This is a genomic window from Chryseobacterium sp. Leaf405, from assembly GCF_001425355.1.
Taxonomy (GTDB): domain Bacteria; phylum Bacteroidota; class Bacteroidia; order Flavobacteriales; family Weeksellaceae; genus Chryseobacterium.
Map to the genome: position 1 here is coordinate 48,157 of NZ_LMQN01000019.1, position 19,126 is coordinate 67,282.

A 19,126-nucleotide genomic window follows, 5' to 3' on the forward strand; every position below is an offset into this window, starting at 1 on the left:
ATGGCCATAAGAAAGACTGCGAAAAATTTAATAATAACCGTCAAAGACTCTTATTATTTGAGTGCGGGGAGTAAGGTTGAAAAGATTGCAAAAAAAATCAATGTAGAAGCAAAAAAAGAAAATCTGGTTCTCTCATGCAATAAAAAAATAATGTCTCATGGCAATAAGTAAACTGAAAATACTGATCCTTTTCGTTGTATACAGTTTCTCGCTGATAAATTGTCAAAATAAAAAGATGGAAGAAAAATATAGTTGGCTGGGAACAGTCTCTGCACCGCAGGAATATCCGATGGAAGTGTATAAAGGAGCTATTATTGCTGATGATTTTACTTATGGCTTTGATGCCATTTGGGGAACACAAAACACAGGCTGGGGAAATGAAGGCGGAACAATGAGTGTAGAAATTCAAAAAATGGGAATTCCACATAAACTGGAATTTACATGGTATTCTCTCGTAGAGAATAAATTTTACACCGGAAAATGGGATTTAAACAAAGAAAAAATAAACGATCTGTTTACAAAAGGTTTTATAGATCAGGATAATAATAAAAAAACGACCTATACTAATTTTATAGTTGGTCTGGCTCCAAAAGGTAGAGTGGTTTTATGGATCAATGGTTCGGGAAACCAGAAGGAAGTTGGTGTTTTTCAGGCTCATGATACTATTATTACTAAAGAAAAAGCATACGAAAATGCAAAGTATATGCTAAAGGAAGGTTTTGCAGACCGAATGTTAAATGACGCATCTTATGAGACATTTAAACCTGATGTAAGAGCAAAAATAAAAGAACAAGGGTATCCTGATCCAAATCTGTATGATGTTTATAGAGAAAGATACAATTGGAAACCTATGGTCATCTTACCTGAAGGTGCAGAATGGATAGATTTTGGATTTAAGAATTATAATGGTGAGCAGGAAAATCTTTTCGCTGAAAGTTTACACAATGACACGTATCAAAAAAGAGCGATTCCTAAATTCTGCGGTTTTTACTGGCGGGATAAAAGTAAAAACAGATATGCCGTGTGGATAGACTCTTTTGATGAGAAAGAAATTTTTGAGCTTTTTCAAAAAGGCGGGAAAGAAGAACAAATAGATTTTATTATTAAAATTAATGAAGATAATACCAAAGTATTACTGTTGTTAAAAACTGAAAAGCAAGAAGTTCCTATTACAAAAGCAAAGATCAGATTATCTCAGAAAATAGAATAGCTGATCCTTATTCATCAATTTTAAAATAAGAATTATGCCCAATAATATATTTGGAGATTATACACCAACCATAACCAAAGAGGAAGTGCTAGACATTACTCTCGGGATATTTTTTGATGGTACTTTGAATAATAAAACCAATACCATCGAAAGAATTGGCAAAACTGACGCATACAAGAAAAAAGGAGGGAATCCTACCGATAATAACAGTTACAATAACGATTGGAGTAATGTAGCACGTTTGTGGGACAATTACGATAAAAATTTTGGCATTTACATAGAAGGGATTGGTACGGAAGACAAGGAAAAAGATTCAATGTTGGGCTATGCCTTCGGAACAGGTCCTACCGGAATTCGCGGAAAAGTAAAAAAAGGCTGTGAAGAGATCGTGAAAAAAGTGAAGAATATTAAAAGTGCAAAAAAAGCAGATAAAATTACTGTACTTACTTTTGATGTTTTCGGTTTCAGTCGTGGTGCTGCAGCAGCTCGAAATTTTGTTCATGAAATTGGTAAATCAAAATATAAAGCGACCTCAACAACATATTCAAACGAAGGAATGACTGTTACAGTTCTTTCTGACAGTGATGGTGACGGAGTAGAAGGTCCTGATCTTCCAAAATGGGGACATTTAGGACTCAAACTTCAGGAAGCCGGAATTGTAGTTGATGTGTTGAAGGTCAGATTTTTAGGTATTTATGATACCGTTTCTTCTTATTCAAAAAGTTTTTCTGCTACCCCGAATTTTCATAATGATGTGGAAGAATTAAGCCTAAACGATATCGGAAAAGCACAGACCGTTATCCATTTTGTAGCAGAAAATGAGCACAGAGAAAATTTTGATCTTACCCACGTGCATGTAGGTACAGAAAGAATATTTCCTGGTGTACACTGTGATGTAGGCGGTGCTTATGAAGACGGAACAGAGACGTGGGAGGAAGTTGAAACATCTTGGACAACCACAACAAAATTAAAAGAATTAAGGAGCCAGCTTATAGCAGATGCCTGGTACAAAGAAGATCAGCTTACTATTGTCACAGGCTTTTATCATTCATTAAGGGGGACTCGGGATTTAGTTAAAAGATACAGCTATGTTCCCTTGCATTTTATGGCAGAGTATGGTGTTCAGAAAACAGTTCCGTTGACTATCAAAAAATTGATTGATGAAAAGTATTCTATTTCGGAAGATCCTTTATTGGTAAGAGTAAAAGATCGTCTCAGATCTTATGCAATGGGAAATGGTAAACAGTATACTTTTAAGCGATATAAAGAAGTCGAGAACGAATATAGGGGCGCTGCAATACCGGAACAAAAATATGCAGACTATCAAAGAGAAATGAAGGAGCAGGATGATTTAAGGATTCTTAGAAATAAATATCTACACTGGTCTGCAAGAAGAGAAGGTATTGGTATGGACCCAACATCAGATAGAGTAAGAGTATTGCATTAATTTATTAAATGAAAAGACACCTGATCATAAGAGTTGCATTATTATTAATAGGATTTCTATTAATATACATCTATGCCCACTGGGATTCTTGGTTTCATTCTCATCAATCAATTGGAGGGAACGATGGAATGTCGATTCCCATGGATCTTGTTTTGAATGTCGGCTGGATGACTGTTTGGTGTTTTTTGCTTTTTATAGAATTGCTTGTAAGCTTTTTTACCTCCCGAAATAAAGAAAATAGAGTTACCAATATAATTTTGATCATGGTGAGCATTATTTTACTTGCCTTGTATATTTTCAGTATTAAATAAAACCTTTCAAAAATCTGTTTTTGTTGCAGGATCATTTTAAATGCAGAAATTTAATAAACATATCGTCCAGAAGAGCGAAACTTTAAGAAGTGTTGCTTCTCTATACAACTTATCCGAAGATGCTTTAAAGTTATTTCATAATAACAATTGCAGTGTTAAGGATATGATTTTGATAGATTTTACCAGTCAAAAGGAACTTTTTATTCCAAGAACTGCTGTTACCGACAAAAAACGATTGGTAAATTTCGGTCGGGGAAATAGCTTAGCTTTTCAACCTGAGCATTCATTATTAAAATATGGAGTTACCATTAATATTGAAAATGGAAACCATAAAAATGAGCTTAAATATGAAACTTCTGTACGTTGGTTGAAAACTGAAAATAATCTGCATTTTTTTGAAATAGACAGAACTTCAAATCTATATCTGAATGAAGAAGAAGTAAATGAAATAGCCGATCTGTTGGCTTATAAGACCTCTAAAGTTTTATACCCGCTGCAAGTGAGTGTAGATGAAAAAGGGAAATTCAATGATATTGAAAATATTTCAGTGTTTAAAGAAAGGTGGTCTAAGGTAAAAGAGGAAGTTTATAAAGAATTTGACGGTGAAACAGTAGATGAATATTGTCTTAAAATAGAGAAAATATTAAGTGAGCCTGATACGTTAAGTCTGCTTTTAAAAAATGACTATTTCATTCGAACATTGTTTTTCGGAATATATCAGAGTTTTGGTCAAAATTTTAAAATTGAAGGTATGCAGACTTTCCCGATCGTGAATAATTCGGTAGAACCAAATTATCAGATTGAATTGGAAATAGATCCATTGAAAGATGAATATGATTTAATAAATATAGAAGGATACGGAAACTTACATGACGAACGAAGTGTTTATGATTTTATTAATAAAGCACCTTTTTCATTAATCGTAGAAGATAATCCGGAAATGAATAATGAAGGAAGTTGTAGAATAGTACATTATCTGAACGGAGAAACTTTGCTTCCCGAATCAGTATATCTGGAATGTAGTATTATGCTGCAGGAGGAAAAAAAGATTACTGTAGCTATTGCAGTGATTAATGAAAATTAAGAATTATCAAATCACGAAAATATAAAATAAAATGGCAGAAAAACATATTGTAGTACAAGGTGCTATGTGCAAATGCCAGTTTGGACAGGCTCCGGATAAGCTTAAAGTGCTTACCCATAAGAAAGAATATGCTAATGACAAAGATGCTTCCAAAAAGCTGATTGTCACAACAAAAGAAATAGGAGCTGCAACATTTGAAAAAAATACTTTCGGAAACTGTACAAAGATGGGAGTTCCGCCTCCACCTTGTAAAATAATGGTTACCGAATGGCAGAATTTTTACGATAAAGTACAGCTCAGCAATGGAGGATTTATCATTTTGGAAGACAGCAAAGCGATTTGTGCAGTTGCGGGTACACCCTGTATAGAAATTATAGATAACGGACAAAGAGCTGAAGCTTGCCAACAAAATTTTAAAAACGCAAATAGGGACGTGCAGCAGCAGATCAATCCATTAGTAGATTCTGAAAGTATGCAGAAGAAAGAAATGATGTACGACACTTCAGGAGACGCAACTAAACAAACTCTAAACTATTAAAATGGGAAAAGGAGTAAACAAGATCGATATAGCAGTAAACGAGGTCAATGCAAGGGTAATAAGACGATCGGGAAACCGCATTTGTGTTGAAGCTGGCAAACTGGTATGGTTTAAAGTTTCCGAATGGATGTCAGGAACTACAGATGCTGATAAAAAGAAAGGTACTATCTGGATAAGGCAGGACTATACCAGAGAAATGATCATTAATAAAAAACAGATTGGACCCAGTCAGATATACGGTTATGCTTTTAAAAAAAAGGAATGTGGAGCATCAGCATATTATTATATTGAAGCTACACTTTTCGGCAATAGAGATACTAAAAATATTACAGGACTTTATGTAAAAGGATTTACTCCGGCTTTACTTGTCAGTAGCAAATGGTGTTTGCAAAATGATGGAGCGGATCAACGTGACCATAAATTTTCATTTGGAGAGAATGTCTTTCTGGGGCTGGAAACAGAAGGTTTGAATCAGCAGACGCTTACCATAGAAGTATATCGCCTAAACAGTGAAGTTACGTTTGGCAAAGTTGCTGGAAGAGTATTTGACAGAAATTATGATCCTACAAAAGATGACCAGCAAACCAAAGTATTTCAGAAGCAGGCTAAAGTCATTGATGGAGAGGTTAATACGGAGTTTACCATTCAGCCATCCTGGAAAAAAGGAAACGAGGACAATTTATTTTATATTAAAGTAAAAGATGGGAACCATTATGTACAAGACAACAAGAAACAGATTATCCATGGAAGATATCTGAAAGTTAAAAACAATGTTGTTCCCATAAAAAAGGATATCGTAAAACTCACCAACAATGCCCCGGTAAAAGTAGATGCGGCTGATAAAGATGTTAAAGTAAATCACCTTTGCACATTCAAGCAAATCAATATAGATGATAATGGTGAGACTTTCGAGGTTTTTAAAGAAGGGCAGACTACGTTCAAAAAAACTTCTCCTGTGGTGCAATATACTACGGCAAAAGTTCATTTTAATTTTGATAAATCTGATATCCGTCCTGAAGCCCAGGATACTTTAAAATTTCTGTTAGATTTTTTGCTCTACAACCAACATTTAGACATGACCCTTTCGGGACATGCAGATGACAGGGGAACATTAGATTATAACCAGGCACTTTCTGAAAGAAGAGCGCAGGCGGTAAAGAATTTTTTCGCAAAAGGAGGATTAGATAAAAACAGGATAAAAACAAGAGGGTATGGAGAAGTAAGTCCTGTAGCTTCTGGAAAAACAGAAGAAGCCTATAAGAAAAACCGAAGAGTAGAGATCGAATTCAGCTATATAGAATATAATCAGAATGCGCTTTTTTATGAAATGATTGCCCCCGATGCCAACAAAATGAAGGAGATTAAGGTGAATGTTCTAAACCGTTCGGATAAAGGCTGTTTCAGGAAAGAAAAGCATAATAAAAATATAATCTATGTAAATGAAACCGACAGTAAAGATCTTGTTCCAAAAAATGGAAATAGTGTAAAACAAATTGTTTTCTCCCAACAGTCTGGCTTTCCTAAAAATTACGCATTGCTATTGGGGAAATTTTTGAATCCTCTTTCAAAGATCTATTATCAGTTTGCGTTTCATATTAACAGTTGTGCGTATTATTCCGACAAAGATAAGGCAACACTGGAAGTAAGGGTTTATCCGGATGTGGTATGGATAGGGCATTTTCAATACAATGGAGAAGAAACCGTAATGTCTTATTATTTTCATCAGAAGAATTTTGAATTGGAACAAGGGATTTCTGATGTTCTTAATGAGTTGAAGGCGACTACTTTTTATAAAATTTACAGATTAATCCCTGCAAATTTTATCGTTGAGCATACCTTATTAAAATATATCGAAAGCCAGGCAAAAAGCTATTTTTACGGAATTCATACTTATCATAATCGTAATGTAGAGAAAGCTGGACAAGAGCTTTCTCTTTCTGGTACGAAAACGAATTTAATAAAACAAACTCAATATACGAGATTTGCAGCAGCAGCTGTGATTTACGGTTTTGTAGTTGTAGGTATTATTATCGACTTATTAATGATTTATCTTACAAGAGGTAAAAATATAAGCACAAAGCTGGAAAAATTTGCTAAAATGGCAAGAAAGGCTGAAAGTATTCTTAAAAGGATGGATGACGCAGGTGTTGATTTGATTCCGCCAGCTATTGCTGTGAATGCAGGAATGTATTATCAGAAGCAAAAAAATGGAAAACTTGCTTTAGTGTATGAAGCTAATCTTAAGGCTGATCCTTTGATTGCTATTAACTTTAAGAGAGAATTTGATCTCGTACAGTTAATAACAAAAACAATACAGGATATTAAAAATGCAAAACATCCTAAAGGCTCGGAAAACAAGTTAAATAAAAATAAAGAGAATAACAGTAAAATTGAAGAATATTTTAAAAGCTTAGGTGTCTCTATCAAAGGAAGTATAACAGTAAGAGGAGATCTTATGTTTGAACAAAATATGCGATTTAATTTTCTTACTAATAGTTATAGCTTTACAGATAAATTAGGAAACTTAGTACAGAAGGCAGAAAATCAATCTATAATAAAAGAACAAATCAGTTTTAAAGCTGATATAAGTTTAAAATATAAGAAAGAGTTTCGATTTGATCCCTTTCAAACAAAGATTGATGGAGTTGTTAATGTAGAATTGAATGGTATCTTAGGTGCAAAATTGATGTATGGAGTAAATAACAGAGAGGGAAAAGGTCTTTTTGTAAAAAAAATAATATATTGTTCAGGAGTAGAAGGTAATTATTTTGGCAGTTTAAAAGTTTCTACATTTATTGGGAAAATTTTGGATTTAGAAACAAATGAAGGAACACCCACTCCATTTACTTTAATAGAGCCATTTGAACTTCCTCTATATGAAATAGAATTGTTTAAACAATAATGTAATAATACATATGAAATATTTAGTATCACTTTTAACCGTATTAATTAGCTTGCAGAGCTGTTCTCAAAAAAAAGAAAATATGATTGATCAAAACTCAAACATTACTGCAGAAAATATATCAGATGAAATTTTGAAGCAGGTAAAACATTATCCAGTAGAGCCAATGTATGTAATATCACATGAGGGAAACTATTGTTATTATGAAATATTTTTAGATGATATACCTGTTTTTAAAAATTTCGATAATATGGTACCTGAAGGTTTTGATATTAATAAAGTGATTTTTAAAAGTGGAAAACATACTTTAAAATATAAATTGTATCCTTTTGGAAATCAAAATAAATATAAGCAAAACTATCCTACATTAACAGATGAAACCAGTCTTAATCTAAAATTGGGTTCATATGATCTGAAGAATGATGAGACATCAGACAAAACACTAATGGAATACAGCTTACCGACCATAAAAAATGAAGTGACAAAAGGGTATGTAAAACAAAAGTTTGTAGGCGCAGGAAAGACATTTTACGAAGGCAGTATAGATATTAATGTTACCGTTCCCTATCAAACACAATCTCCATTTGAAGATGCACAGGATTTGAGAAAAATGGATGAAAAGGTACTTGAGGCAAAACTCCTTAAAAAATATAAAGAAATTTCATCAATCTATGGGAATGGCGATCAGGATAACATTGCAAGATTGGAATACAATGCATTAAAACATTTATATGTTTCTAATTATGACAATAAAGAAACAATCACTAAAAATATAAGTACACTTTTCAAAGACATTTATAAGAATCCAACTTTTAAAATGCAGCCTATAGAAAAATATAAGCTAGAATTTTTTGCTAATGGAAAATTAGTAGCTTTAATGATGGATACAACGGATAATAATCTGCGTGGAAATACAGCACTTTGGGCAAAAGTAAATTATGATGGAGGAACAAGAGGTATATTTTTAAACAGATATTTCTACATTCCTCAGGGTAAAACGGAGTTTATGGCTTACTAAAATGATAATTAATATGATAAAAAGTTTTGCTTTAACAGGGATTTTATGTCTAACAATACTGTCTTGTTCGGAGAAGAAAAAACTGGCTAATGATGAATTCAGAACAATAATATCCAAATATAAACTTGAAGGAGATACGCTGAAACACGTCACCTCATTTCTTCAAAAAATGGATGACCAAAATACAGAAGTAGGCGTTTTTATAAATAAAGATCTCTATTTAATCAGTGATTCCTGTTATGCTGCCAATAAAAAATTCTGCGATTCTATGAGTATTTATCAGAACGAAAGATATGGTGATATTTTCGACAGCATTGTAAATCCTAATGTAAAAAAGTATGAACAGCGTTTTAAAATAGATCAGCAAGAATATTTTGTAGCAAGAGAATTTTTCCTTTCCCATCCTGAAATTGTCCGTTATCTGAATAAAAAATATAATATGCAGATGTGGGATGGAGTATCATAAAAACTAATAAATAGAAATGTTTTTTTATCTAATTCCAATTAATTATTATAGATTGAATTAAATTATATATCAAGGTATTGAAAACAAATACATAAAACGTAAGTAATATAAAAAAGAAACTAAAGTTAAAAAGACTTCTCTTATATTAAAGAGAAGTCTTTTTTTGTCATTTCGAGGAGTGTAAGCGGGCTTCTGTTGAGCTTGTCGAAGTAAGCCAATCTAAATACAATCACTTTAGTTTGTCATTCGGTAGAATCTAAATCTAATTATCAAGTATGATTCTTACTGTACCACAAATTTCAATGTAGTATGATCCAGTTTCAAAAGATAAATTCCCTGTTCAAGATTTTTAATTTTGATGGAATTTCTACTATTTTTAAAAGGTTGATCGATCGTGTGCATCACCTTTCCCTGAAGATTATAGATTTCAGCTTTCTTAATATTTTGAGTTTCTCCTTTCACAAAAATTTCATTATTTGAAATAGGATTTGGTGAAATCTTCAATGTATTTTGATCTGAATTTAATTCAGAAGAAAGATTCTGTGCCTGTCTTGCAGTTCCTGAATAACATGTCCAACTTAAATTATCAATCGCAACTCTGTTGCTGGATGAAGTATTTTCTAACGTCACCGCAACATTTCCTGAAATATTAATATTGTTAATGGTTGTCGTGGTTGCATTCGTATTATAAGGAATTGTTCCGACTGTTGTACCATTCACTTTTACATTGAAAGTTCCGTTTGATCCTGTGAATTTTAATTGAGTTGTAACAGTCAATGAACCAATTCCATTGGCTGAACCGCTTGAAGTTAATGAACCGTCTCTTACCGTAATGGCTTTTGTCGAAATCGTCTGATCTGTTCTTGCATCGGTTGCCGTCCAAGAAATTCCACTATTAGTCCATGTTCTTGTTGTATAAGAAGCGGTACTTGCTGTCGGAATATTTTCAAAAGTTTCATTAACGCAACCTGTCGTAGATGGAGGAGTGGTTGTTCCGCCACCGCCCGTAGAACCTGATCCCCAAATTGAATTCACATAATTTGGATTGTCAATAAACGGATTTCTGTTCCCCTGATACGTGTAAGAAGCATTATTTCTGTTGATTTCCGCCTGAGAAACGGGATCCTGATTATGCCAAGCCAACAAAACATTCAATTCCCATGTCTGCAATCCCGGAAATGTGGAACTTCCCAACATATTTCCCGAAGAAAAAGTGGAAAGTTTGCTTTGATAGCGGGTTACAAAATAGAAAATCATCCTTGCAACATCACCTTTAAATTCATCAATTGGTTCAAAAACTGTCCCTGCATATCCTGAAGAGGTAGAATTGCCAAGTTTCGAACCGTTTTTGGAAGTAAAAGTTGCTGTTCCTACTTTCCCAAAAGGATAATTTGAACGCATTCCATTTACTTTTCCGTCGGTCGCTCTGATGAAATGAATATCGGAAACCATGGGTGAAGATTCATTAAATAAGCTTTGAGGAACGATATGTTCTCTGTTGTAGCAATTTCCTTCCACAGAATATGTTCCGCATTGGTTGGTTACCGGAGTATATTTGTAAGGATCTGCTCCGATTGGTTTTTCAGAATAAATATCTAAAATAGAACCGTCATTTTCATAATTTTTGTCGATGTCGGTGGTTTTGTAACCTGTCCAAAGTCCGCCATATCCTTTGTCCTGATGACCGTTGGTGATAATGGTGCTTAAAGCTGTTTTCAGATTGGCTCCCGACAGTCCGTTCGCCGAATTATAATATCCCGACGGAGCTTGTGCATTGGCTAAAATAGAAGCAAATGCAATAATTAATAATGGTTTTTTCATGTCAATATTTAGGTTTGGTAAGATTAATATAAATTTATGAATAAAAAATTACGGAATTGTTAATTTTCAATATTTGTTGAATTAAAGTAAAATGATATTGCTTCATAATGAAGTATTAATAGTTATAATGGATATTTTTAGTTTAAATAAGTAAATAGACTGTATTAACTTTTTATTAATTGATATATGTCATGAAAATTTAGAATACTCTCAATAATAAAATAATTTATTTTTGTGCTTATATTTATTTAGAATGATTAAAAATTTATCTTTTAAAATTGGTTTTCCTTTATTAGGAATTTTGGGTGGAGTTTCTTTGAATGCTCAATGTACTGCTGTAAGCAGTTTTTCTGAAAATTTCGATGCATATTCATGCTGCAGTATGGGAGTTGTACCCACTTGTTGGGATAGTGTTTTACTCAATGGAGCGAGCCAGATTATTTCTTCAACATCTCCAGCTTCAGGTACGAGTCAGATTTATCAAACCGGTTACGGAACGGGAAAAATTTCAATTGTGGTAATGCCTCCGATTACCAATATCAGTGCGGGAACTCACAGGTTTCGTGTAAAGATGAAAGCCAATTCTGCGGGCTACCTAGAATTTGGATATATTAAAGATAATCTTCCTGACACTTTTGTGATGCTTGAGGCAATCAACATCAATAATACCAGCTATAACGATGTTGCTTCAGAAAGAATTTTTACGGTTCCGACTTCTGTTCCAGACGGAATGAGATTAGCGATCCGTAATCCCGGGACTTCTTTTGCCGGGCATTATTGGGATGATGCAGTTTGGGAACCGATTCCGAATTTGGCGACAAATGAAATTAGTATTGCCTCGGGAGTAAATGTTTATCCAAATCCTTTTAATGATACTTTAAAAATTTCCGATATCAAAGATGTGAAATCGATTACAATTGCTGATGCCGTCGGACGGGTGATAAGAACTATTGAAAAACCATCAACCATATTAGAATTAAATGACCTTCAAAAAGGGATGTATTTTGTAAATCTACATTTCAAAGATGGAACGGTAAAGTCGTTCAAATCACTGAAAAACTAATGTTAAGCTTAATCCTAAAAAAGGCTGTTAATCACGATTAGCAGCCTTTTTTATTTAATTACTTATTGATTTTATTTCGCTTTTGTATTTAAAGCAGTGTCTGCAATTTGGTTTAATAATTTATCGCAATTTTTTTCTTCTTTTAAAGTCGCCATAAAATTCTTCAAACATTGCTTTTCTTTCAACACTTTTGCAAAGGCTGCAAGAGTTCCGTAAGTAGCGATTTCGTAGTGCTCAACTTTTTGCGACGCTGCAATAATTCCTGCATCACGCACAGCACCAACCTGAGTTTCCTCCATAATGCTTTTTCCTTCATCCAATAATCCCTGCATAGCATCACATTTTTTGGCTTCAGCTTTCACACCGATAGATTTGAAACATTCTTCAAGTCTCATTACATGCACTTTAGTTTCTTCAAGGTGGCTTGCAATTGCTTTTTTAAGATCCGGATGAGTGGCATTTTTTTCCATTTTCGGCAATGCTTTTGTCAACGCTTTTTCTGCCCAGTAAATATCTTTTAATGCATCTTCAAATAAATCCTGAAGATCTTTTGCAGCATCTTTTTTAGCCGGAATTTTCGAAGAAGATTTTGCCGGAGTTTTTTTTGCTGATGTTTTTGGAGTTGCTTTTTTTGTTGAAGGTGATTTAGTTGCCATAATATTTATATTTAGTGATTTTTATGGCTTACTATATCCAATTATAAGACCAAAAATCATGATTGATACCACAAGACCGACGATTTTTAAAAATTAATTACAAAATAAAAAAAGTCAACACAAAATTTGTATTGACTTTACTATATCTGATTTTAAAAATCTTACTTTCTCATTGGAGGGTAATTTTTCATAATTTCCGCCATGATTTCCGGGATTTGTTTTTGCTTAGCTTTAGGTCTGTCTACAGAAATTCCGCTTCCGATTCCCTGCCAAACCAATTTATTTGATTTCGCATCTACCATGTCTACAATAATTGCCCCTTCATTGTAATTACTGGTCCAAGTTCTGTTCATTCCGATTCCCCAACCGAAAGATCCGCCCCATCCCCACATTCCGCCGTAAGGATTGGTTGTGTTGATATCGGTTACTTTCTTATGATTTGCTTTTACATTAATGATCAGATCCGGATTTTCTCCTGATTGAAGACCTTTGCTTTGAAGCTGTCTTGACAATTCATTCAAAACCCTGTCTTTATCAATATCATTCAGTTTCAGATCATCAACTCTTAACTTATACGTTTTATATGATGTGAAATTTGCCGTGTCAGCATAATCAGAACGCACGTTGAAAGGACTACAAGATGTTAAACCCATAGTAGCCGCAGCTAACAAAATAAAAATATATTTTTTCATTTTATTTATTTTTTTTATCGTTTTTAATGAATGTATCGGTCTTTTTATCGTATCCGTAAGGACAATGTCTACAGCCACTTTTACAGCAATGCCCTCTTTTCAGATGGAATTTTTCTGTAAAAACCTTGTACCCCTGCTCATTGTAGTAAAAGTCTTCACCTTCTTTGATGTCAAAAAGTGCCATAAGTTAAATCGCTAAGTCAAAAAACTTTATATTTGTTATCATGATAATTATATGCCAAAAGCCCTTAAAAATATTAAAAATTAATGGCATTGCTCTTTTCCCTTTTATCTTCATTAGGAATCCCGAAGATAAGAAAAATAACATATTGATCAATCACGAAAAAATCCATTTAAGACAACAGCTGGAAATGTTGATTATTTTCTTTTATCTGTTCTATATCATTGAATATTATTATTGGCTTTTTAAGTTAAAAGACGGTTTTCAGGCTTATAAAAGAATTTCATTCGAAAGAGAGGCTTATGCAAATGAGCACGATCTTAATTATCTCCAAAAAAGAAAATTCTGGAATTTTAAAAAGTATCTATAATTTTAGGAATTAGTTTGTAAATGAAGCACTCAAATTCCCCTCTTTTGGAGGGGTGGCGAAAATTCAAAGAATTTTGACGGGGTGGTTTGTGTAGGTAAAGTATTCACAATCATCTTTGAAACCCATGAAATCTGTGGGAAAAATCTTCCAATATCATTACAGATTTTTACCTCAATTTCGTTCATTCAGAATGACAAATATCATACAATTACAAAACAAAAACAGTAATTTTGTAGAATATGATTTTGAAGTAAAATGCTATTAGAACTTCCGATACAAAAAATTCCAATTCAGGAAATTAAAATCAAAAAAAAAGTAAGGCTTTTCATTAAAAGAGAAGATCTCATTCATCCTCAGATTTCGGGAAATAAATACTGGAAGCTATTTTTTAATATTAATAATTATTTAACTGAAAATCCTGAAAAACCTTTTATCATAACTTTTGGAGGAGCTTTTTCAAATCATATTTCAGCGGTTTCGGCAGTAGGAAATTTAGCTGGAATTCCAACTCTTGGGATTATAAGAGGAGAAGAATTGAAAGATAAGTGGCGTGATAATCCTACGTTACTTTTCGCCAAAAGAAATGGGATGAATCTGAAATTTGTTACCCGTGAAGAATATCGTCACAAAGAAAAATTAACCGAATTTCTACAAAAAGAGTTTTCTGGCGCATTAATTGTTCCGGAAGGTGGAACCAATGAGGATGCGGTAAAGGGCGTAAAAATGATGCTCAATAATGAAACAAAAGATTTTGATTATCTTTGCACAGCAGTCGGAACGGGAGGAACGGTTGCCGGGATTTCAAAATATTGCGAAGACAATCAGAAAGTTATAGGTTTTAAGGCGGTTGACGATGATTCTCTTGAAAATAGAATATCTGAATTAACCTCGAAGAAAAATTTCAATCTAATTGATTCAAGTTTCGGTGGTTATGGTAAGATAAAAGATGAAAACATCCGTTTTATCAATGATTTTAAAGAAAAATATGAAATTCCGTTGGAACCGATCTATACAGGAAAAATGATGCAGAGAATTTTCGAATTAATAGACGAAAATTATTTTCCTGAGAACAGCAGAATTTTGTGCTTTCATACCGGCGGTTTGCAGGGCATTGAAGGGGCAAATTTGCTTTTAGAAAAACAGAACAGAAGTTTAATTATATAAAGTAAAATTGAAAACATGAAACACTAAGTGTTCCATCTTTCATTTTAAAACAATAAAAATTATAAGATGAAAAGACTTTTCTTACTCGTAAGCCTTTTAGTTTTATCAAAATTCTCAGCTCAGACCTGGGCAACTGAAGACCAATACATCCAAAAATTTGCAAAGTATGCGGTAGAGGAAATGGAAAAATACAAAATTCCCGCTTCTATCACACTGGCGCAGGGACTTTTGGAAACCGGAGGCGGACAAAGCCGATTGGCTCGGGAAGGCAAAAATCATTTTGGAATTAAATGTAAAGAAGATTGGACAGGGAAAACCATGAAGCATACCGATGACGCTCCTAATGAGTGCTTCCGTGTGTATGACGATCCGAGGCAGTCTTACGAAGATCACTCCATATTTTTGGCCACAAGAAAATATTATACAGGACTTTTCAATCTTGATATGAAGGACTATAAGGCTTGGGCAAACGGTTTGAAAAAAGCAGGTTATGCGACAAATCCAAGATATGCCTCCATATTAATTGGAAAAATTGAACGGTATAAATTATATGAATTTGACAATACGAATTCAAAAGAAGCTTTATATGCAGTGCTAAAATTGTATCCAAATTTGAAAGATGACAGAACTTTCATGGCGCAATTGGAACCTGAAAAATATACTAAAAAAGCAAAAGACCCTGTAACTGTTGTAGTTCCTTACAAGCAAACCACCTACGCTCAGCAACAGAAAAGAGTAGAAAGAATTAAGACAAAAGCAGAAATTCTTAATACAATTTTAATTAAAAGTCATCCAAACGATGGTTTAAAATACATCATTATTCCCGAAGATACCGACGTTCAGTATATCGCTAAGAAATTTAAAATAAGCGAAAGCAGATTGATAAAATGGAATGAGCTGGAGAGTGATGTTCTTCAAAAAAATGAGATCGTTTTCTTAGAATCTAAAAATTCTGACGGAAATACTCCAACTTACAAAGCCGAATCGGGGGAAGATATGCATGATATCGCCCAGAAATTCGGAATAAAATTAAATAAATTATATGCAAAAAACAGAATGGATGAAGGACAACAACCTTCTGCCGGACAATTGATTTATTTGATTGATAAAAAACCCAGAAACTAATTTTTGTTGATAGTTGATAGATGTTGGTTGATTGTTAAACTGACAACTATTAACTGCCAACCAACAACTACATATGAAATACCAAAGAAGTTCAGCTTTATTCGAAGAAGCTTACCAATACATTCCCGGCGGGGTAAATTCTCCGGTTCGTGCATTCAAATCGGTGGGAGGAGTTCCTGTTTTTATGAAATCTGCAAAAGGGGCTTACCTTACAGATGCCGATGACAACACCTATATCGATTACATTAATTCCTGGGGACCTGCTATTTTAGGGCACACCCATCCCGAAGTGTTGGAAGAATTAAAAATTCAGGCAGAGAAAGGTTTTTCTTTCGGAGCTCCGACAGAACTGGAAACTGAAATTGCCAAATTCATCACAGAAAATGTTCCGAATATAGACCAGATCAGAATGGTTTCTTCAGGAACCGAAGCTTGTATGAGTGCGATTAGACTGGCAAGAGGTTTTACGGGAAGAGATAAATTTATAAAGTTTGAAGGCTGTTATCACGGTCACTCAGATTCGTTTTTGATTAAAGCGGGAAGTGGTGCGGCAACGTTTGGAAATCCGAATTCTCCGGGTGTAACGGCAGGAACAGCTAAGGATACATTGTTGGCAAGATATAATGATATTGAGCAGGTTGAAGATTTATTCAGACATAATCAGGGAGAAATTGCTGCTATTATCGTCGAGCCTGTTGCAGGAAATATGGGTTGCGTTCTTCCTGAAAATGAATTCCTTCAAAAATTAAGAAAAATCTGCGATGAAAACGGAACATTGTTGATTTTTGATGAAGTAATGACAGGTTTCAGATTAGCTTTTGGAGGTGCGCAAGAATTGTATAATGTGAAAGCTGATTTGGTGACTTATGGAAAGGTAATCGGAGGCGGACTTCCGGTAGGTGCTTTTGCCGGCAGAAATGAAATTATGGATCATTTGGCACCAAAAGGAGCGGTTTATCAAGCCGGAACATTGAGCGGAAATCCTTTGGCAATGAGAGCCGGATTGAAAACTTTGCAGATTATTAAAAATGATTCTGAATTTTTTAACAGGTTGGCAAAAACAACAGAAACTTTGGATTTTGAAATTGGAAAAATTTTAAATGAAAAAGGAATTGCACATAAAATTAACAGAAAAGGTTCGATGATGTCTGTATTTTTCCATATCAACAGAGTTTCTAATTTTGACGAAGCTCAGGATGCAAATCATTCATTATTTAATAATTTCTTTCATCAAATGCTTAAAAACGGAATATATCTTCCGCCAAGTGGATATGAAACGTATTTCATCAGTGATGCAATTAAAGAAAAGGAAATTGATATGACACTGGAAGCTGTAAGAAAGTTTGATTTTTCTTAAATTCAATCAGAAAAAAAATTAAAGGATGAGGTTTTTGCTTCATCCTTTTCTATTTCGATTTAAACTGAATCTGAACGAATAAATGAAAAAGTTAATACGAATGACAATCTCAATTTTCCGGAATGAAATATATTTGACTCAACTCAAATTACTCTGAAAGATGCAAAAAATTATAAAAAAAGGAGAATGGAAATATTCCGGGAGCACTTATCTGCCAATACTTTTGGTTGAGCAGAATTGGGATCATTTTTACGAAGAAGGGTACAGTCGATTTTCATCCCAAATTAAAAGGGGAGAATTGATTTATTATCTTCATTTCGGAAAATATTGTATTAACGAATATGGAAATATTGCTTCAGACAGCAGTTCACAACCGTTTTTATCTGTAAAAGAAGCGATGGATTATGTAGAAAGAAATATAGAAAAACTGAATTGGACTTCTGAAGATATTCAATAAAAAAGCATCAGAAAATTTTCCGATGCCGTTTATTTTTTATAAAACTGAAATTTATGTTATTGCAAACCAGACCAGCCTGTCGCCCAGGTCGGAGTTAGCTTTCCGTTTCCTGCACCTGTTGCGTCTGCTTTTTCTGTAAATGTAGTATCTACAATCGGAACATTCGTACCCGCTGTGGATTTTAATGAAACTTTGGTTGTTGTATCCTCAAATAAAGCATTTGTAATTTTTTTCTTACCGTTAAAGTACGTTACAGATGAATCACTTTCAATATTAATACCAGCTGCCCACTCAGAAGTAACGATATTATCGATTGTGGCATACGTTCCTGAATACATCGTAACGGCATGAGATTCTCCACTTGTACCTCCGATAAATGTTACATTTTTAATAATAGGGTTTGATCTCGGAGAAGCGTTGGGAGAGGCAACATTGTTAATTCCTTTTATTCCTGTATTTCCTGTTCCGTCTGTTTTTCTTTTGGTATAAATATTAGATCCTGTTCCTATCCATCCGTCTGTCCAGACAAAAGCATCATCTTCATTGCCGATAGAAACTATATTGGAAACATTCACTGTTCCTCCATATAGCTGAATTCCGTCTTCTGCATTGTTTAGTAAAGCAATATTTTCAACTACGGTATCACTTCCAACCCCGAAAAGAGAAAGTCCGTTGAATTTTTTGCCGGTTGCAAAATCTGCTCCGGCATATTCTATTCTTACATACATTAAAGAACCTGAATTATCTGTGGCGGCAGTTCCGCCGTAAGTTGTATTTCCGATCTCGGAAGAACCAGTAGTTCCTGTATTAATCGGAGCTTTTCCGCAGATTACGATTCCTCCCCAGCTTCCACCCGTTGTTTGGGAAGAGGTGAACAATACCGGGGAAGCGGCTGTTCCGTTGGCGTATAATTGTCCGCCCTGTTCAACAATGATATAAGATGCCGCTGCTGCAGTTGCTACGATTCTTGTTCCGGCAGGAATAATTAATTTCCCACCGTCTTTTACTCGTATACTTCCGTTAAGAACATACACTTTGGTAGCATCAAGCGTAACTACCTGTCCGTTTGTAATATCACCTTTAAAATTATTCGGATCCTGAGCTATTCCGACAGGAACGATACGTGCAATTTCATCATCATCTTTACTACAGGAGTATATGGCTAATGATGAGCTGATAACAAGAGCCGCAAGGAATAATTTCAAGTGATTTTTTTTCATAATAATTTTATATTTTACTTTCAAATACGTCTGCTTAGAAGAGG

The 19,126-nt window shown here is 34.1% G+C and carries 20 protein-coding genes; 15 read left to right on the forward strand and 5 right to left on the reverse strand.

Going from position 1 to position 19,126, the window contains the following annotated elements; translation table 11 throughout:
• The 9 genes from ASG22_RS21055 to ASG22_RS18985 all read left to right on the forward strand — a co-directional run bounded on the left by ASG22_RS21055 (position 1) and on the right by ASG22_RS18985 (position 8,976).
• Positions 1-171 (forward strand): hypothetical protein, encoded by a 171-nt coding sequence (locus ASG22_RS21055; RefSeq protein WP_157844733.1) that lies wholly within the window; start codon positions 1-3, stop codon positions 169-171.
• 64 nt (positions 172-235) lie between these two features.
• Positions 236-1,210, forward strand: coding sequence for a DUF2931 family protein (locus ASG22_RS18950; protein WP_055988023.1), 975 nt, complete (start codon positions 236-238; stop codon positions 1,208-1,210).
• Positions 1,211-1,244: 34 nt separating this feature from the next.
• Positions 1,245-2,657 carry a T6SS phospholipase effector Tle1-like catalytic domain-containing protein gene (locus ASG22_RS18955; protein ID WP_055988025.1) on the forward strand — a complete coding sequence of 471 codons (1,413 nt, stop codon included), beginning with the start codon at positions 1,245-1,247 and terminating at the stop codon, positions 2,655-2,657.
• Between the two features lie 8 nt (positions 2,658-2,665).
• Complete coding sequence (locus tag ASG22_RS18960; RefSeq protein ID WP_055988026.1) at positions 2,666-2,968, forward strand: hypothetical protein; 303 nt, start codon at positions 2,666-2,668, stop codon at positions 2,966-2,968.
• Positions 2,969-3,008: 40 nt separating this feature from the next.
• Positions 3,009-4,052, forward strand: a complete 1,044-nt coding sequence (locus ASG22_RS18965) for a hypothetical protein (protein WP_055988028.1) — start codon at positions 3,009-3,011, stop codon at positions 4,050-4,052.
• A 31-nt stretch (positions 4,053-4,083) separates the two neighbouring features.
• A complete protein-coding gene (locus ASG22_RS18970) occupies positions 4,084-4,590 on the forward strand; it encodes a DUF4280 domain-containing protein (RefSeq protein WP_055988030.1) in 507 nt (168 codons plus the stop codon).
• Between the two features lies 1 nt (position 4,591).
• Positions 4,592-7,492 carry an OmpA family protein gene (locus ASG22_RS18975; RefSeq protein ID WP_055988032.1) on the forward strand — a complete coding sequence of 967 codons (2,901 nt, stop codon included), beginning with the start codon at positions 4,592-4,594 and terminating at the stop codon, positions 7,490-7,492.
• 82 nt (positions 7,493-7,574) lie between these two features.
• Entirely contained in the window at positions 7,575-8,510 is a 936-nt protein-coding gene (locus ASG22_RS18980) for a hypothetical protein (RefSeq protein WP_238586949.1), read from the forward strand.
• Positions 8,511-8,523: 13 nt separating this feature from the next.
• Positions 8,524-8,976 carry a hypothetical protein gene (locus ASG22_RS18985; protein ID WP_131726217.1) on the forward strand — a complete coding sequence of 151 codons (453 nt, stop codon included), beginning with the start codon at positions 8,524-8,526 and terminating at the stop codon, positions 8,974-8,976.
• A 282-nt stretch (positions 8,977-9,258) separates the two neighbouring features.
• Here the strand turns inward: ASG22_RS18985 and ASG22_RS18990 are convergent, their stop codons facing one another.
• Complete coding sequence (locus ASG22_RS18990; protein ID WP_055988037.1) at positions 9,259-10,797, reverse strand: endonuclease; 1,539 nt, start codon at positions 10,795-10,797, stop codon at positions 9,259-9,261.
• Positions 10,798-11,050: 253 nt separating this feature from the next.
• On the opposite strand from ASG22_RS18990, the gene ASG22_RS18995 reads away from it, so the two are divergent.
• The gene (locus ASG22_RS18995) at positions 11,051-11,860 is read left to right on the forward strand and encodes a T9SS type A sorting domain-containing protein (protein WP_055988039.1); all 810 of its coding nucleotides are present in this window, start codon (positions 11,051-11,053) and stop codon (positions 11,858-11,860) included.
• 71 nt (positions 11,861-11,931) lie between these two features.
• Here the strand turns inward: ASG22_RS18995 and ASG22_RS19000 are convergent, their stop codons facing one another.
• The 3 genes from ASG22_RS19000 to ASG22_RS19010 all read right to left on the reverse strand — a co-directional run bounded on the left by ASG22_RS19000 (position 11,932) and on the right by ASG22_RS19010 (position 13,392).
• Entirely contained in the window at positions 11,932-12,516 is a 585-nt protein-coding gene (locus ASG22_RS19000; RefSeq protein WP_055988041.1) for a ferritin-like domain-containing protein, read from the reverse strand.
• Positions 12,517-12,677: 161 nt separating this feature from the next.
• Positions 12,678-13,208 (reverse strand): DUF4136 domain-containing protein, encoded by a 531-nt coding sequence (locus ASG22_RS19005; protein ID WP_055988044.1) that lies wholly within the window; start codon positions 13,206-13,208, stop codon positions 12,678-12,680.
• 1 nt (position 13,209) lies between these two features.
• A complete protein-coding gene (locus ASG22_RS19010) occupies positions 13,210-13,392 on the reverse strand; it encodes a DUF5522 domain-containing protein (protein ID WP_029294953.1) in 183 nt (60 codons plus the stop codon).
• A gap of 40 nt (positions 13,393-13,432) precedes the next feature.
• On the opposite strand from ASG22_RS19010, the gene ASG22_RS19015 reads away from it, so the two are divergent.
• The 5 genes from ASG22_RS19015 to ASG22_RS19035 all read left to right on the forward strand — a co-directional run bounded on the left by ASG22_RS19015 (position 13,433) and on the right by ASG22_RS19035 (position 17,862).
• On the forward strand, positions 13,433-13,759 hold the full coding sequence (locus ASG22_RS19015) for a hypothetical protein (protein ID WP_055988045.1): 327 nt from the start codon (positions 13,433-13,435) through the stop codon (positions 13,757-13,759).
• A 255-nt stretch (positions 13,760-14,014) separates the two neighbouring features.
• Positions 14,015-14,923: a 1-aminocyclopropane-1-carboxylate deaminase/D-cysteine desulfhydrase gene (locus ASG22_RS19020; protein WP_055988047.1), complete on the forward strand. Its 909-nt coding sequence runs from the start codon at positions 14,015-14,017 to the stop codon at positions 14,921-14,923.
• A 66-nt stretch (positions 14,924-14,989) separates the two neighbouring features.
• Positions 14,990-16,048 (forward strand): glucosaminidase domain-containing protein, encoded by a 1,059-nt coding sequence (locus ASG22_RS19025; protein WP_055988049.1) that lies wholly within the window; start codon positions 14,990-14,992, stop codon positions 16,046-16,048.
• Positions 16,049-16,121: 73 nt separating this feature from the next.
• Complete coding sequence (gene hemL / locus ASG22_RS19030; protein ID WP_055988050.1) at positions 16,122-17,405, forward strand: glutamate-1-semialdehyde 2,1-aminomutase; 1,284 nt, start codon at positions 16,122-16,124, stop codon at positions 17,403-17,405.
• 160 nt (positions 17,406-17,565) lie between these two features.
• A complete protein-coding gene (locus ASG22_RS19035; RefSeq protein WP_055988052.1) occupies positions 17,566-17,862 on the forward strand; it encodes a hypothetical protein in 297 nt (98 codons plus the stop codon).
• Between the two features lie 56 nt (positions 17,863-17,918).
• Here ASG22_RS19035 and ASG22_RS19040 read toward each other — a convergent pair whose 3' ends face one another.
• Positions 17,919-19,082: a hypothetical protein gene (locus tag ASG22_RS19040; protein WP_055988054.1), complete on the reverse strand. Its 1,164-nt coding sequence runs from the start codon at positions 19,080-19,082 to the stop codon at positions 17,919-17,921.
• Positions 19,083-19,126: the final 44 nt, after the last annotated feature.